Origin of the sequence: Streptomyces similanensis, assembly GCF_039543625.1 — a bacterium.
In the GTDB taxonomy this organism is placed as follows: Bacteria; Actinomycetota; Actinomycetes; order Streptomycetales; family Streptomycetaceae; genus Streptomyces; species Streptomyces similanensis.
This window is the reverse complement of sequence record NZ_BAABKC010000037.1, coordinates 97,123-111,417: the sequence shown is the minus strand read 5'-3', so window position 1 is coordinate 111,417 and position 14,295 is coordinate 97,123. Positions and strand designations below refer to the sequence as shown.

Sequence of the window (14,295 nt, the reverse complement as noted above, 5' to 3'; positions counted from 1 at the left end):
GGCGCGGTTCCCCGCACGCGCCCCTGACGTGCTCCGTACGTGCCCCGGACGCTCGCGGCCGTCCGGCCTGGCGGGCCAGGTACCAGGTAGGTACCATGGCCGTATGCCATCGCTGAATGTGTCCTTCTCCGACGAGGAAATGGAAGGCGTGCGCGCCGCCGCCGCGGCGGAGGGCAAGAGCCTGAAGCAGTACCTGCACGATCTCGGCGTGCGCGAGATGCACCGCAAGCGGTTCGTCGCCGGGGCCACCGCCTGGGCGGACCGGCTGCGCGAGGAGTTCGACGAGGCGTTCCCGGACGAGGTGCCGCCCGCCCAGCGCGGTGACGACGGGGCCGTGGCCGCCTGATGGTCCTGCACATCGACGTCTCCTGGCTGCTCGACGTCCAGGAGGCCGCCCTCGGGCAGGAGGACGTGACGGTGACCGACTACTCGGCGCTGGTCGCGGCCATCGCACGGCACAGGACCAGGATGCCGACGCTGGAGACGGCCGATCCGGACGCCGCCTGGCGCGCCGCGGCGCTCCTGCACACCCTCGCCCGCCTGGAGCCGCTGCCGCACCGCAACAGCCTGTTCGCCGCCTTCGTCGCCGCGCAGTACATGGAGCAGTCGGGCGAGGGCATCGACCCGCCGTACGGCGCCCTGTCCGACCTCATCCGCAAGGTCCGGGACGCCCGCCTGAGCGTGTACGCCGTCGCCGAGGTGCTGCGGGCCTGGCGGCTCTGAGGCCGAACCGGCCGCCGCCGAGGCGGACTTCCCGCCGCGACCGTCCGCCCCGCTTTCCCGCTCCCGTGTCTGCGGGGCCGCAGGCCGGGCATACGGGCTTCACCCTTACGGAAAGGAGCTCGTTCATGCTCGGCATCATCGCGGCGGTGCTGTTCTTCGTGTCGTTCCTGATCAACGCGGCGGACCTCGGCACCAACGACGTGTTCACTTCGACGAACGTCATGCTGCTGGGGCTGACCGCTCTGGCCCTGCACCTGTCCGGAGTCGGCGCCGGCTGGTCCCCGCGCAGACGATGAACCCGCCCTCCCGCGGGTCCGGCGACGGTGCGTCGGCGGACCCGCGGGTGCGGCCTGGGCGTGTGACACGTGCCGCGCGTCCGTGATGTCCGGGAGACCGGGGGGAAGGGGTGGGTCGACACGCGGAGGTCGGCATGAGGCAGGGTCGCATCGGACTGGCCGAGGTTCTGGCCGCGGCGGAGAACGCCGCGCCGGTGGCCTCCCTGGACGTGGTGGCGCGCAATCTGCGCGACCGCTTCGGGGCACGGTACGTGTCGTTCCTCTTCGTCGACGTCGCCGGCCGGAAGGTGGTGCGGGTCGACGAGAGCACGGTCACCCAGCAGGGGCTGCGGGCCGACCAGATCCCGCTGGCCGGCAGCGTCTACGACCAGGTCCTGCGCGGCCAGAAGCTGGTACGGGCGCCCGACAGCGGTTCCGGGGAACGGGTCCTGGCGCCGGTCACCAACCGCGGCGACGCCATCGGCGTCCTGGAGCTGTTCCTCCCCCGGGTGACGGAGGAGATGCTGAAGCAGGTCGAGGAGGCCGCGCACGCGCTGGCGTACATCATCGTCGCCGACCGCCGCTTCACCGACCTCTACCAGTGGGGACAGCGCACCACCCCGGTCAGCCTCGCCGCCGAGATCCAGCGCCAGCTCCTGCCCTCCGCCCCCTCCTGCGACGCGCCCGAGTTCTCCCTCGCCGGCGCCCTGGTCCCCGCCGACAGCATCGCCGGCGACACCTACGACTACACCCTCGACCACGACACCCTGCACCTGTCCATCACCGACGCCATGGGCCACGACGTCGACGCCGCGCTGATGGCCACCCTCCTCATCAACGCCTCACGCGGCGCCCGCCGGGCCGGCCGCGGCCTCGCCGAACAGGCCCGTCAGATGCACCAGGCCCTGCTCGACCACGGCCGCCGCACCTTCGCCACCGGGCAGCTGCTGCGCATCGCCCTGGACGGCAGCGGCGCCCGGCTCGTCAACGCCGGCCACCTCTGGCCCCTGCGGCTGCGCGGCGACACGGTCGAAGAACTCCACCTGGACATCGATCTGCCCTTCGGCGTGGCCGGCCACGGACCTCACCAGGAGCAGGACGCCGACCTGCGCCCGGGCGACCGCCTGGTGCTCTACACCGACGGCATGCAGGAACGCGAGGCGGAGGCCGTCGACCTGTCGGCCCTGATCCGCGAGACCGCGAGCGAGCACCCCCGCGAGGTCGTACGGGCCCTGACCACCGCGGTCACGGACGTCTGCGGCGAGCACCTGGAGGACGACGCGACCGTGCTCTGCCTGGACTGGTTCGGCCCCCACGCCCAGGGGCGGCGCTCCGGACGCGGAGCCGGCCTCTGACCCCCGGCCGCGCGGCCGTGCGCCCGATCGGGCCGGCATCTCTCGCTCCCGCCGGGCCGGGCTCGTTGACTGGCCCTCGACGGCAGGGCACGGAACGCGACGACGAGGGGCGGGTGACGGTGGCGGGACGACTGACGCGTCTGCGGCTGTCCGCCGGCCGGCGCTTCCCCATCGTCACCGAGCTGACGAACCGCCTGCTCTCCGCGAACCTACTGGACGCGGGCACCCGGCTGGCCGCCCAGGCGTTCCTGGCCTCGGTGCCCCTGCTGTTCGCCGTCGCCGCCTTCGCCCCGCAGAGCGTGCGCGACGATCTCCTGAAGTCGTTGAGCGCCATGTTCGGCCTCACCGCGCCGACGGACGAGGAGCTGCGGCAGGTGCTGGCCGATCCCGCCGGCAAGAGCCTGCGCGAGACGACCGGTGTGGTCGGCCTGCTGGTGACCCTGCTCTCCGCGACCAGCTTCAGCCGCGCCATGGCCCGGGTCTGCGAGCGCGCCTGGCGCCTGCCCAGGGCCGGCACCCGGATCGCGGCCGCACGTGCACGCCCTGGTGACCGAACGGCACCTGGTCACGCTCCACGCGGAGCCGGCCGGCCCCGTGGACAGTCTCCTCGCACGGCTGCGGCACGAGGCGCCGCCGGACACCGCGGCGCTGCTCTTCCTGCTGCTCCAGGAGGCCCTGGAGACCTTCCGCCGTGCCGCCGTGGCGGACCTCATCCTGGTGGAGGACCTGGAGGACGAGATGTTCGACAAGCGCCGTCCGGAGCAGGTCTACCGGCCGGCGCGGCTGCGCCGGCGCGCCGCGCTGCTGCACCGCACCCTCCTGCCCTATCTGCAAGTGACGGACGAGACCTTCACGCGCAGGATGCTGAACCGCGCCTTCCCCGAGGAGCGCCAGCGTCTCGCCCGGGAGTTCCAGCACGCCGGCCGACTGGTCCTCACCGATGTGGAGGCCCTCCAGGACGCGGCCCGGCGGGCCTTCGCGAGCTACTCCTCGCTCGCGTCCGGCGAGCAGAACGGCGTGATCAACCGGCTGACGATCGTGTCGACGATCTTCCTGCCGCTGACGGGCTAGTCCCGTCGGCGGGCCCGGCGCACGCCGAGCGCGAAGGACACGGCGGACACGCCGAACAGCGCACCGGTGATGGCCAGCCATCGTCCCAGGTAGACGTCGGCGGACAGCCCGGTGGCGCCGGGGTAGGGCGAGGGCAGGGCGAAGATCAGGGGGAACCAGACGAGCAGCAGCACACCGGAGAGGAAGGCGGGCACGCGCAGGTGGTTGATCCACGGCAGCCGCGGCACGCCCGGGGTGCGGTGCCGCAGCACGGCGAGGGCCGTCAGGTCGGCCAGCGAGTACAGCGGCAGCAGGATCAGGTCGTGGACGACGGCCGCGCCGACGAACCAGAGGGCGACGGCGAGGGGCCGGACAGCGAACAGGCGCACCATGGCGTAGCCGGTGAGGGCGAGGGAGCACACCAGGACCAGCAGGTGCAGGGGGGTGGCGCCGTACCAGCGCGCGCGGCGGACCATGGTCACGTCCTGAAGGTGAGCCGGTGCACCCACTTGGTGTTGTTCACCCCGGGGTTGGCCGGGACGATGACGCGGGCGGGGAAGCCGTGGTCGATGGAGAGGTCCGCGCCGTTGACGCGCAGGGCCAGCAGCGCGCGGTGGTCGTGGATCTGGTTGCCGCGCAGCACCACCGAGCTGTAGGGACCCGGCGGCTGGACGGATTCCACCAGGACGCTGCCGCTGTGGGGCAGCCCGGCCAGGGCGGCCAGATCCGTCAGGCGCGGGCCGCTCCAGTGCTGGTCGGCGGTGGACCAGCCCTCGACGCAGGCGATGGGCAGCGCGGCCGCGTGCTGGGGCAGGGCGAGGAGCTGCGCGCGGGTGAGGATCAGGGAGGGGCCGTGGCTGCGGACCTCCAGCCGCCAGCTGGGACCCAGCTGCGCGCGGGTGATGCCGACGGCGGCCGCCGTCTTGTTGATCTGGAAGCCGTCGGGGCCGCTGCCCGGGTCGCGGCCGTGCGGCGCGAGCAGGGCGCTCGCGCGCAGTCGGCCGCCGATGCTCTGTCCGGCCGTGACCACGAGCAGGAGCAGTGATCCCGCCCCCACCATGCCGACCGCGCCGCGCCGGGTCATGGTCGGCGGCCGGGGGGCGGCCGCCACCAGGTGATCGGGGTCGGGGGGTTCGGGCCGGGTGGCGGCGAGACCGGTGCGCAGTTCGGCGGCCGGGGCGCGCGAGCGCAGGGCGCGTGTCATCCGGCCGAGCTTGAGGGCGACGTGGACGGCGAAGGCGGCGATGAAGACCCAGGCGCCGTAGAAGTGCAGGGTGTAGAAGGAGCCCGGGAAGACGTAGAGGAGCTGGATGTTGAGGATGCCCGTGACGAACTCCAGGCCGGCCCCGCCCACCAGCAGGAGCAGGGAGAGGCGTTCCAGGCCGTGGGCGACGCCGCGCACCGGGGGCCACGCGAAGAGTCGGGGGATGACGGACCACAGTTTGGCCAGCAGCACCGGCACGAGGGCCACGCCGAGTGTGACGTGGACGCCCTGGGTGAGCCGGTAGAGCCAGTAGGGGTGCGTGGGCCAGTCGAAGAGGTAGAAGCCCAGGATCCCCTTGTCGGGGGTCTGGTCGTTTGAGCGGGCCGAGCCCCGGGTTGTAGGCGGCGTACGAGAGCAGGCCGGTGACGAAGATCAGCGGGAGGCCGGCCAGCAGAACCAGGCCGAAGACGGAGGTGAGCCAGGGCCCGCGCAGGGGGCTGCGCCAGAAGCCGGGGCGGAACGGGCCCGGCGGCGGTGGGGTCCGGCGCACCCGGAGTGCGACGGCCCGGGCACTCGCGGCGGCCCGGCCGGCCAGGCGCGCCGTGGCCGCGCGCGCCTGCCGGAGGTGCTGTCGCAGACGCTTGCGCCGTGTCCCGGTCCGCCCGGCGGGCGGGTTCGGGTGCTGCCGTCCGTCACGGTCCACCGGCCGTCTCCTCCTCTGTGGGCGTGCCCCGGGCACCACGGCCCTCCGGCGGGGCGCGGTCCGGCACACGGCGGGCTCTTGACAACGGGGTCCGGCACGGCGGGCGCTCACACGCTGCCACGGGCCCGGACGGCGGGCCCCCTCCGGCACGGGTGCGGTCGTACGCCGTCAGCCGGACGGCCGAGTCGGCGCCCGGGCGGACCCGCGCGGGCCGGGGGCGGAGCCGGACGGCGGCCGTGCCGGGCGGGCGCGCAGGCAGGCGCCGAGGCCGACGCACACGGCGGCCGTGCCGTACGCCCACGACTGCAGGGGGAAGCCGGGCAGGAGCCGGCCGCCGAGGTAGAGGACGGCGCCGGCGAGGGCGACGGTGAGCCACTCCCAGCGGCCGTCGAGGGCGACGAGGCCGACGACGAGCAGCGCGTACCAGGAGTAGGCGGGCGACATCAGCAGCAAGGCGGTTCCGGTCAGCAGGAGGGCGCCGCGCCAGGGGCGGTCCGGGTCGCCGCGCCACCACACGTACAAGGCCGTCAGGACGATCAGCACCACCGCGGTCGCCTCGGCCGCGGCGTCCGGCAGCAGCAGCCGGAGCAGGGCGAAGCGGTGCACGTCACCGGGTTGGTAGCCCTCCTCCGCCAGATAGCCGGGCAGGTAGCCCAGCACGCCGGCGCCGGAGGCGATGACGTAGGGCAGGTAGGCGAGGGCGACCACGGCGAGCAGGGCCGCCACCGTGCGCGCCGTCCGCGCCGGGCCGCGCTGCCCGGACAGGGCGCCGGGCAGTGCCAGCACGGGGAGCAGTTTCACGGCGACGGCGGCGCCGAGGAGGGCGCCGCGCCGGGCGCCGGCGGTGGCCGTGCCGAGGGCCAGCACGGTGAGCAGGACGCCGAGGGTGTCGACGTGGGCGTTGTCGACCGCTTCGAACGGGACGGCCGGACACCATCCCCACAGGGCGGCGCGGGCCGGGGCCCGGTGCGGGTCGCCACGGCGGCGTCCCACGGCCAGCAGTGCGGCGGTGGTGCCGAACGCCAGGACGGCGCCGCCGGCCTGGAGCGGCTTGTGACGGCTTCCCGGCGGTGACAGGAGGTGGACGGCGAAGAACCAGCCCTCGGCGACGGGCGGGTAGATCGTGGGGACGGTGGGACGGTTGATGCGGGTGCACAGGCCCTCGCGCGTGCGGGTCAGTCCCCAGCCCCGGCACGAGGCGCCGGTGGGGAAGAGCCAGTCGTCGCGCAGTGGGGCGAGTTCGGGTGCGGCGGGCGGGTGGGCGTAGGGGGAGAGGCCGGCGGCCTGGACCCGGCCGTCCCAGGCGTAGCGGTACATGTCGGTGCTGGTGCGGGGCGGCGCGGCGAGCGCGGCCACCGCGACGGCGGCGGCGCCGGCGAGGACGAGGACGGCCGCGGCGCGCTCCGGCACCTTGCGCACGGTCCACGCCGCGGCGGCGAACAGCGCCCAGGCGACGGCGTATCCGGCCAGCAGGCGGCCGGGGTCACTCTCGTTGTCGCCCGCCCGGACGGTGTCGGCGACGACGGCGGTGAGCGCGGCGAGGAGCAGCGCGGTGACGGCGGTGGGGACGCGGGCCGTGCGCCGTACGGGGGCCGGGCGGCGGGGCTCTTGGGAGGCGGTGGCGCTCATGGGTGTCCGTGCCTCCCGGCGGCCGTGGGGCGGCCTGGAGGCGGAGGACGGCGCAGTTCGAGGAACGGGCGCTCCTGTGCGGTCCACCGGTCGGTGACGCTCCAGCCGGCGGTCTCGGCGGCCCGGCGCAGTGCGGTGGCGCCGAGGCGGGCCCAGGGGAAGGGACGGCCGTGCCGGCCGTGGGCGTCCTCGACGCGGACGGTGAGGTGTTCGTCCACGTCGCCCCGGGCGGCCTCCGCCAGCAGCCGGCTGCCGGGCGCGGCCACGGTGCGCAGCCGGGCGAGGAGGGCGACCGGGTCGCCGCCGATCCCGACGTTTCCGTCCATCAGCAGGACGGTGCCCCAACGGCCTTCGCCGGGCAGGCGGTCGAAGACCGACCGGCGCAGTGCCGTGCCGCCGCGGCGCCGGGTGCGGGCCACCGCGGCCGGGCTGACGTCGACGCCGAGCGCCCGTACGCCCCGGGCGGCCAGTGCCGCGACCAGGCGTCCCGGTCCGCAGCCGACGTCGAGGACCGGCCCGGTGCAGCGGTCCAGGACGCCGGTGTCGACGGCGTCGGGGGCGGCGCACCAGCGTTCGACGTCCAGCGGCAGGAGTCTCCCCTCCCCCGCCGCCGCGTGCGGAGGGGCCGGCGGGAACAGGCGGCGCAGATAGAGCGGGCCGCGCCCGGTGCCCAGGGCGTGGGCGTAGGGGTCGTCGATCCACGGCCCGGCGACGGGCCCGTCCGGCTCCTGCCGCCCCGCGGGCCCCGCGGCCGCGGTGCGCGGACGGCGCCGGACGGCGGCGCTCGTGCTCCGGCGGGCGGGGGCGGGGTCCGTGGGGCGGCGGGCGGGGGCGGGGTCCGTGGGGCGGCGGGCGGGGGCGGGGTCCGTGTCGTACGGCATCCCGCTCACCGGCCGGTCTCCGTCAGCGCGGCCAGGGCGGCGGCGAACCGCGAGCCGGCCGGGCAGCGGGCGGCGACCTCGGCGGCGTCGGCTGCGGTGTCCACGTCGCGCAGCACCGGCAGGTCGCTCACCCTGAGCCCCGCCTCGGTGAGCCGGCGGCGCTGGACGGCGCCGGTGCGGCCGGTGGACATCGGCACGCCTCGCACGAGGGTCGCGGCGCGCTCCGGCTCGGCGGCGCCCAGGGCCCAGAACCCGCCGTCGGCGGCCGGCCCGAACCAGGCGTCGTGGTCCGCGCGGCCGACGCCCTCGAAGAGGTCCGTGGTGAGCTGGGGGGTGTCCATGCCGACGAGGAGCGCCGGTCCGGGGCCGCAGAGACCGAACGCGGCCGCGATCCGCTCGTCCAGGCCGCCGGCCGACTGGGCGGCGACGTCGAAGCCGGGCGGCAGCCAGGGGCCGGGAGCGCCGTCGAGCACCAGGAGGCGGCGTCGGGCCGGCACGTGGCGCACCATGTGCAGGGTGTCGGCGAGGGCCGCCTCGGCCAGTGCGGCCGCTTCCCGGGCCGTGTAGGGCGGGGTGAGGCGGGTCTTGGCCCGGCCGGGCACGGGTTCCTTGGCGATGACCAGCACGGTGGCCAGCAGCGGGACGCTCATCGGCGGGCTCCGGCGGCGGTCCCGGGGACCGCGGGGGCGGGGGGCCGCTCGGCGAGGACGGCGCGCATGTCGCGTACCGCCTGCCAGGTGCCGCGCCAGGTTCCGGTGACCTTCGAGCGGCCCGCCCGCGGGCGGTAGGGCACGTCGGTCTCCGTCACCCGCCAGCCGGCGTCGGCCGCCCGCACGACGGTCTGCAGCGGGTAGCCGGAACGGCGGTCGGTCAGGTCGAGGGCGAGCAGCGGCTCGCGGCGGGCGGCGCGCATCGGGCCGAGGTCGTGCAGGCGCAGTCCGGTGCGCCGGCGGATCAGCCGGGCCAGCTCCAGGTTGGCCAGGCGGGCGTGCGGGGGCCAGGCGCGGCGCGTGACGGGCCTGCGACGGCCCAGGACGAGATCGGCCGAGCCGTCGAGGACGGGCCCGGCCACGGCCGGCAGGAGCGCCGGGTCGAGGCTGGCGTCGCAGTCGCAGAAGCAGACGACGTCCGCGGTGGCGGCGGTCAGGCCCGCGTGGCAGGCGGCGCCGAAGCCGCGGCGCGGTTCGTGCACCACGTGCGCTCCGCGGGCGCGGGCGATGTCCGCCGAGCCGTCGGTCGAACCGTTGTCGACGACGATCGCGCGCCATCCGGCGGGGATGCGGTCAAGCACCCACGGCAGGGCCTCGGCCTCGTCGAGGCAGGGCAGCACCACGTCCACGGGGGCGGGTGCACAGGGGGAGGTCTCGATCACTCCAGTCACCCTACGGGGACAAGAGCGACATAAGGGATTCGGCGATCTTACGGAGTGCTGACGTCACGCGCCGCCCGGGCCGGCGGCCGGACGCCGGTGCGAGACTCGGCGGTGTGGAACGCGTACTCGTCGTGGACGACGACCCCACCGTCTCCGAGGTGGTCACCGGCTATCTGGACCGGGCGGGATTCGCCGTCGACGTGGCCGCCGACGGGCCCTCCGCCGTGGCCCGGGCGGCCGCCCGGCCGCCCGATCTGGTGGTGCTGGACCTGATGCTGCCCGGCATGGACGGCCTTGAGGTCTGCCGGCTCCTGCGCGAGCACGGTCCGCTCCCCGTGATCATGCTGACGGCGCGGGGCGACGAGGAGGACCGCATCCTCGGCCTGGAGGTCGGCGCCGACGACTACATCACCAAACCTTTCAGCCCCCGTGAACTGGTGCTCAGGGTGCGGTCGGTGCTCCGCCGCACCGGGGCGGCCGGCTCCGGCCGCCCGGGACCGGCCGCGGCCCCGCTCGGCGCCGGCCCGCTCACCCTGGACCCCCAGGCGCGCCGCGCCGCCCGCCACGGAGCGGAACTCCGCCTGACCACGCGGGAGTTCGACCTGCTGGAATACTTCCTGCGGCATCCGGGCCGGGCGACGAGCCGGGAGGAGCTGATGCACGAGGTGTGGGGCTGGGAGTTCGGCGACCTGTCGACCGTCACCGTCCACGTCCGCCGCCTGCGCGAGAAGGTCGAGGACGACCCGGCGCACCCCCGTCTGATCAGCACCGTATGGGGCGTGGGCTACCGCTTCGACCCGCCGCCGCGACCGACGGAGGCCGTCGATGGTCCGTGACACCCTCCTCATCGCGCTCTACGCGGCCGCCGGCGCGGCCGGAGCCGGCCTCCTCGGCCTGGGCCTGCTGCGGCTGCTGCGCGACCGCTCCGTCGCGTTGTCCCTAGCCGCGGTGGCCGCCGTCACGGTCGCGGCCATGCTCGCCGGAACCCTGCTGGTGTCCTGGGCGATGCTGCTGTCCGACCACGATCTGTGGGTCGTGACGATGGTCTGCCTGATGGCGGCGGTCGTCTCCCTCGCGGTGGCGCTCACGCTCGGCCGGCGGGTCGTGAGCGGCAGCCGGGCGCTGGCCGAGGCCACCCGCTCCCTGGGGGACGACGGGTTGTTCACCCCGCCCGCCGCGGCGCCCACCGCCGAACTCGCCGAGCTGAGCCGCGAACTCGCCGCCACCGGCGCGAAGCTCGCCGCGTCCCGTGAACGGGAGCGGGCCCTGGAGACCTCCCGGCGCGAACTGGTCGCCTGGATCTCGCACGACCTGCGCACCCCGCTCGCCGGGCTCCAGGCCATGGCGGAGGCCCTGGAGGACGGGGTGGCCGGCGATCCGCGCGTGTACCACGCCCGCATCCGCGCGGAGGTGGAACGCATGAGCGGCATGGTCGGCGACCTCTTCGAGCTCTCCCGCATCCAGGCCGGCGTCCTCGCCCTGAACATCACCCGGGTCTCGGTCTACGACCTCGTCGGCGACGCGCTCGCCGGCGCCGACGCCCTCGCCAGGGAGCACGGCGTGTCGATCGTCGGCGACCGGGTCGAGCCGGTGCCCGTCGAGGTGGACGGCCGCGAGATGTCCCGGGTCCTGGCCAATCTGCTCGTCAACGCCATCCGCCGGACGCCGTCCGACGGCACGGTCGCCGTCTCCGCACGCCGGGAGGCGGACAGCGTCGTCGTGTCGGTGACCGACGGCTGCGGCGGCATCCCCCCGGAGGACCTGCCCCGCGTCTTCGACACCGGCTGGCGCGGCACCGACGCGCGGACACCGCCGGCCGGCGCGGGTCTGGGCCTGGCGATCGTCCGGGGGATCGTCGAGGCCCATCAGGGCCGCGCCGCCGTCTCCAACGTCCCCGGCGGCTGCCGCTTCGAGGTCCGCCTGCCCGCCGCAGCCTGATACCGAGGGTCCGCCCGCCGCCGCCTGACACCGCGGATCCGGCCGCCCGCCGCCGCCTGACACCGCGGATCCGCCTGCCGGCCGCCGCCTGATATCGAGGGTCCGGCTCCCCGCCGCCGTCCGGGCGACCCGCCGGCCGGGAGCAGCGTCGGCGGGCGACCCGCACCGACCCGGCTCAGCCGGCTCAGCCGGCTCGCAGCGCGGCCGTCGCGAACCCCGCCATCCCCTCGGCGAAGCTGACCCGCGGCTCCCAGCCCAGTTCCTCGCGCAGTCTGCGCGAGGAGGCGGTGATGTGGCGGACGTCGCCGAGCCGGTAGCGCCCCGTGACGACGGGCGCCCGCCCGCCGTGCGCCCGGGCCAGGGCGGCGGCCATCTCGCCCACGGTGTGGGGCTCGCCGCTGCCGACGTTGTACGCCCGCGCGCTTCCCTCCCTCGCCTCGCCCAGCCCGTGCAGGGCCGCGAGGTTGGCCTCGGCCACGTCCCCCACGTGCACGAAGTCCCGCCGCTGACCCCCGTCCTCGAACACCGACGGCGCCTCACCGCGCTCCAGCGCCGACCGGAACAGCGAGGCGACGCCCGCGTAGGGGGTGTCGCGCGGCATGCCGGGCCCGTACACGTTGTGGTAGCGCAGCGCGGCCGCCCGCCCGCCCGCCGCACGCGCCCACGCGGCGGCGAGGTGCTCCTGCGCGACCTTGGTGGCGGCGTAGACGTTGCGCGGATCGAGCGGCGCGTCCTCGGTCACCGGACCGGCCGCGAGCGGCTCGCCGCAGTGCGGGCAGGGCGGCTCGAAGCGCCCCGCCTCCAGGTCGGCCACCCGGCGCGGCCCCGGCCGTACGACGCCGTGGGACGGGCACGCGTAGCGCCCCTCCCCGTAGACGACCATGGAGCTCGCCAGCAACAGCCGCCGCACCCGGGCCTCGGCCATGCCGGCCAGCAGCACCGCGGTCCCGAGATCGTTGCAGCCCACGTAGCCGGGGGCGTCGCCGAACTCCTTGCCAAGGCCCACCATCGCCGCCTGGTGGCAGACCGCGTCCACGCCGCGCAGCGCCTCGCGCACGGCCGCCGCGTCACGGACGTCCCCGCGCCGGAAGTCCGTCCCGGCGGGGACCGGCGGAGCCGTGCCGTGCGCGGCGGGCGCCAGCGAGTCGAGCACGCGCACTCCGTGCCCGGCGGCGGTGAAGGTGTTCACGACGTGCGAGCCGATGAAGCCCGCGCCTCCGGTGACCAGGATCTGCATGCCCCGACCGTACGGCCGCGACCCCGTCCGCGGGCTCCGCGACGCCACGACGTCACGGATGCGTAAGCCTTCCCGCCCGGTCGGCGGCGGACCCGGACGCCTGGAGCCCGGCGGCGGGAACGTGTCCGCCCGCCCCCGGCAGGCGCCGCACGACGAGGCCCACGGCGACGCCCGCCACCGCCAGCAGCGGCAGCGGCCACCACCACGGGGGCGGGCGCCACCCCAGTGCGCCCGGCAGCGCGGACCACAGCGCGTGCTCCAGCTCATGGAGTCCGGCGAGGAACCAGAAGGCCGCCAGGGACACCGGGACGCCGATGACCGCGCAGAGCGCGAGGGTCCGCCGGTACGCGGGGGTGCGCAACAGCTCCCGCAGCCGGTCCGCCTCCTCCGGCCGCGCGGCCGGGGCGGGTGCGGCGGACGGGCCCGGCTCCGTCACGGCGTCCTTCCTCACTGTCGGCCAGATGGCGGCCGCGCACGGCCCGGGGACGTGGGACTCCTCGTCGGCGAGCAGCCGTCGGGCGGCCGGGGGAATCGGTGGCCGACCACCTCGGCCATTGCAGCACCCGGCCGGGGGCTCGCACGCGCGGCACGCGGGACGGCGCCCGGCTCCACGCCCGCCTGCCGGAATCCGCCCCGGGTCGCTCGTACACTGCCGAACCACGCGTACCCGGCGTCCCTACCCGGCGTCACGGACGGCGCCGGGCCTGCGCGCGGCCTCGGACCGGGGCACGTCGCCCGCCGGAGCGAAAGGAAGACCGATGAGCGGCTCAGTGCCTCCCGACGCCCCGGACCCGGCCGGGCCGGGGCGTCCGCCGCGGGAGGACTGGCACCGGCGGCGGTCCCGGCGGGTGGCCGTCACGGTCGTCTCCCGTGCCGTGTTCGTCGCGTCCGGGCTCGTCGCCGCGTACTACCTGCTGCCCCTGGAGGACCGCGGCACGGACCTGACGTCGGTCGCGCTCGTGCTCGGCCTGCTGGCCGCGGTGACGCTGTTCGGGTGGGAGGTGGCGGTCATCGCGCGCTCCCCCTACCCCCGGCTCAGGGCGGTCGAGGCGCTGGCGGTCACGCTGCCGCTCTTCCTGCTGCTCTTCGCCGTCGCCTACTTCCTCCTGGACCGCTCCGTGCCCGGTTCGTTCAACGAGCCGCTGACCAGGACGGACGCCCTGTACTTCGCCCTCACCACGTTCGCCACCGTCGGCTTCGGCGACATCGTCCCCCGCTCGCAGGCGGGGCGGATCCTGACCATGCTCCAGATGGCGGGCGGTCTGCTGCTCGTGGGCGTGGCCGCGCGCGTGCTGACGCACGCGATCGAGACGGGCCTGCGCCGCCAACGGCACGACCGGTGAGCGGGGGGCTGGAGGTGGCACGGTGGTGGTATGGACAAGACCGCGCTGATCGTCATCGACATGATCAACACGTACGACCACAAGGACGCGGAGCTGCTGCTCCCCTCGGCGACAGCGGTCGTGCCGGTGCTGACCACCCTGCTGGGGCGTGCGCGGGAGCGCGGGGCGCCGGTCGTCTACGTCAACGACAACTTCGGCGAGTGGCGCTCGCACCACGGCGAACTGCTGGACCGGGCATTGGCGGGGCCGCACGCGGACCTGGTCGACCCGGTGCGGCCCGACGCGCGCTCGCTCTTCGTGCTCAAGGCACGCCACTCGATCTTCTTCGAGACGCCGTTGACGTATCTGCTCCACGAGCAGGGGATCCGGCGGCTCGTCCTGTGCGGCCAGGTGACCGAGCAGTGCGTGCTCTACTCGGCCCTCGACGCCCACATCCGCCACTTCGAGGTGATCGTCCCCAGGGACGCCGTGGCGCACATCCACCAGGACCTCGCTGAGGCGGCCCTGCTCATGATGGAGCGGAACATGGGCGCGCACGTCTGCGCGAGCCGGGACCTGTGGCGCTGACGGCCCGGCCGCCTCCGC

At 75.7% G+C, this 14,295-nt stretch carries 16 protein-coding genes and 1 pseudogene; 9 read left to right on the top strand and 8 right to left on the bottom strand.

Going from position 1 to position 14,295, the window contains the following annotated elements; all coding sequences use genetic code 11:
• Nucleotides 1–103 precede the first annotated feature (103 nt).
• The 5 genes from ABEB07_RS11895 to ABEB07_RS11875 all read left to right on the top strand — a co-directional run bounded on the left by ABEB07_RS11895 (nt 104) and on the right by ABEB07_RS11875 (nt 3,424).
• Nucleotides 104–346, top strand: a complete 243-nt coding sequence (locus tag ABEB07_RS11895) for a hypothetical protein (protein ID WP_164585234.1) — start codon at nt 104–106, stop codon at nt 344–346.
• Nucleotides 346–723: a toxin Doc gene (locus tag ABEB07_RS11890; RefSeq protein ID WP_345668297.1), complete on the top strand. Its 378-nt coding sequence runs from the start codon at nt 346–348 to the stop codon at nt 721–723. The genes ABEB07_RS11895 and ABEB07_RS11890 overlap by 1 nt, the downstream gene beginning before the upstream one ends.
• Before the next feature lie 125 nt (nt 724–848).
• Nucleotides 849–1,019 (top strand): hypothetical protein, encoded by a 171-nt coding sequence (locus ABEB07_RS11885; RefSeq protein WP_176147456.1) that lies wholly within the window; start codon nt 849–851, stop codon nt 1,017–1,019.
• A 134-nt stretch (nt 1,020–1,153) separates the two neighbouring features.
• Entirely contained in the window at nt 1,154–2,353 is a 1,200-nt protein-coding gene (locus ABEB07_RS11880) for a PP2C family protein-serine/threonine phosphatase (protein ID WP_345668296.1), read from the top strand.
• A 534-nt stretch (nt 2,354–2,887) separates the two neighbouring features.
• Nucleotides 2,888–3,424, top strand: coding sequence for a CorA family divalent cation transporter (locus tag ABEB07_RS11875; protein WP_345668295.1), 537 nt, complete (start codon nt 2,888–2,890; stop codon nt 3,422–3,424).
• Here the strand turns inward: ABEB07_RS11875 and ABEB07_RS11870 are convergent.
• The 6 genes and pseudogenes from ABEB07_RS11870 to ABEB07_RS11845 all read right to left on the bottom strand — a co-directional run bounded on the left by ABEB07_RS11870 (nt 3,421) and on the right by ABEB07_RS11845 (nt 9,192).
• On the bottom strand, nt 3,421–3,879 hold the full coding sequence (locus tag ABEB07_RS11870) for a hypothetical protein (protein WP_345668407.1): 459 nt from the start codon (nt 3,877–3,879) through the stop codon (nt 3,421–3,423). The two genes, ABEB07_RS11875 and ABEB07_RS11870, sit on opposite strands and share 4 nt — an antisense overlap.
• 2 nt (nt 3,880–3,881) lie before the next feature.
• Nucleotides 3,882–5,157: pseudogene (locus ABEB07_RS11865) on the bottom strand (molybdopterin-dependent oxidoreductase).
• A 321-nt stretch (nt 5,158–5,478) separates the two neighbouring features.
• Nucleotides 5,479–6,939, bottom strand: coding sequence for a glycosyltransferase family 87 protein (locus ABEB07_RS11860; protein ID WP_345668294.1), 1,461 nt, complete (start codon nt 6,937–6,939; stop codon nt 5,479–5,481).
• Nucleotides 6,936–7,820 carry a methyltransferase domain-containing protein gene (locus tag ABEB07_RS11855; RefSeq protein WP_425588993.1) on the bottom strand — a complete coding sequence of 295 codons (885 nt, stop codon included), beginning with the start codon at nt 7,818–7,820 and terminating at the stop codon, nt 6,936–6,938. The genes ABEB07_RS11860 and ABEB07_RS11855 overlap by 4 nt, the downstream gene beginning before the upstream one ends.
• Before the next feature lie 5 nt (nt 7,821–7,825).
• Nucleotides 7,826–8,470, bottom strand: coding sequence for a TIGR04282 family arsenosugar biosynthesis glycosyltransferase (locus ABEB07_RS11850; protein WP_345668292.1), 645 nt, complete (start codon nt 8,468–8,470; stop codon nt 7,826–7,828).
• Entirely contained in the window at nt 8,467–9,192 is a 726-nt protein-coding gene (locus ABEB07_RS11845) for a glycosyltransferase family 2 protein (protein ID WP_345668291.1), read from the bottom strand. The genes ABEB07_RS11850 and ABEB07_RS11845 overlap by 4 nt, the downstream gene beginning before the upstream one ends.
• A gap of 113 nt (nt 9,193–9,305) precedes the next feature.
• On the opposite strand from ABEB07_RS11845, the gene ABEB07_RS11840 reads away from it, so the two are divergent.
• Together ABEB07_RS11840 and ABEB07_RS11835 are read left to right on the top strand one after the other, a co-directional pair.
• Nucleotides 9,306–10,028 carry a response regulator transcription factor gene (locus ABEB07_RS11840; RefSeq protein ID WP_345668290.1) on the top strand — a complete coding sequence of 241 codons (723 nt, stop codon included), beginning with the start codon at nt 9,306–9,308 and terminating at the stop codon, nt 10,026–10,028.
• A complete protein-coding gene (locus ABEB07_RS11835; protein ID WP_345668289.1) occupies nt 10,018–11,130 on the top strand; it encodes a sensor histidine kinase in 1,113 nt (370 codons plus the stop codon). Before ABEB07_RS11840 ends, ABEB07_RS11835 begins: the two co-directional genes overlap by 11 nt.
• 184 nt (nt 11,131–11,314) lie before the next feature.
• On the opposite strand, the gene ABEB07_RS11830 is transcribed toward ABEB07_RS11835, so the two are convergent.
• Together ABEB07_RS11830 and ABEB07_RS11825 are read right to left on the bottom strand one after the other, a co-directional pair.
• Nucleotides 11,315–12,367 (bottom strand): NAD-dependent epimerase/dehydratase family protein, encoded by a 1,053-nt coding sequence (locus ABEB07_RS11830; protein WP_345668288.1) that lies wholly within the window; start codon nt 12,365–12,367, stop codon nt 11,315–11,317.
• A 52-nt stretch (nt 12,368–12,419) separates the two neighbouring features.
• On the bottom strand, nt 12,420–12,803 hold the full coding sequence (locus tag ABEB07_RS11825) for a hypothetical protein (RefSeq protein WP_345668287.1): 384 nt from the start codon (nt 12,801–12,803) through the stop codon (nt 12,420–12,422).
• 322 nt (nt 12,804–13,125) lie between these two features.
• Here ABEB07_RS11825 and ABEB07_RS11820 point away from each other — a divergent pair, with 322 nt between their 5' ends.
• Both ABEB07_RS11820 and ABEB07_RS11815 read left to right on the top strand, forming a co-directional pair.
• Nucleotides 13,126–13,710 (top strand): potassium channel family protein, encoded by a 585-nt coding sequence (locus ABEB07_RS11820; RefSeq protein ID WP_345668286.1) that lies wholly within the window; start codon nt 13,126–13,128, stop codon nt 13,708–13,710.
• Between the two features lie 30 nt (nt 13,711–13,740).
• On the top strand, nt 13,741–14,277 hold the full coding sequence (locus ABEB07_RS11815; protein WP_176147447.1) for a cysteine hydrolase family protein: 537 nt from the start codon (nt 13,741–13,743) through the stop codon (nt 14,275–14,277).
• The last annotated feature ends 18 nt before the right edge of the window (nt 14,278–14,295 follow it).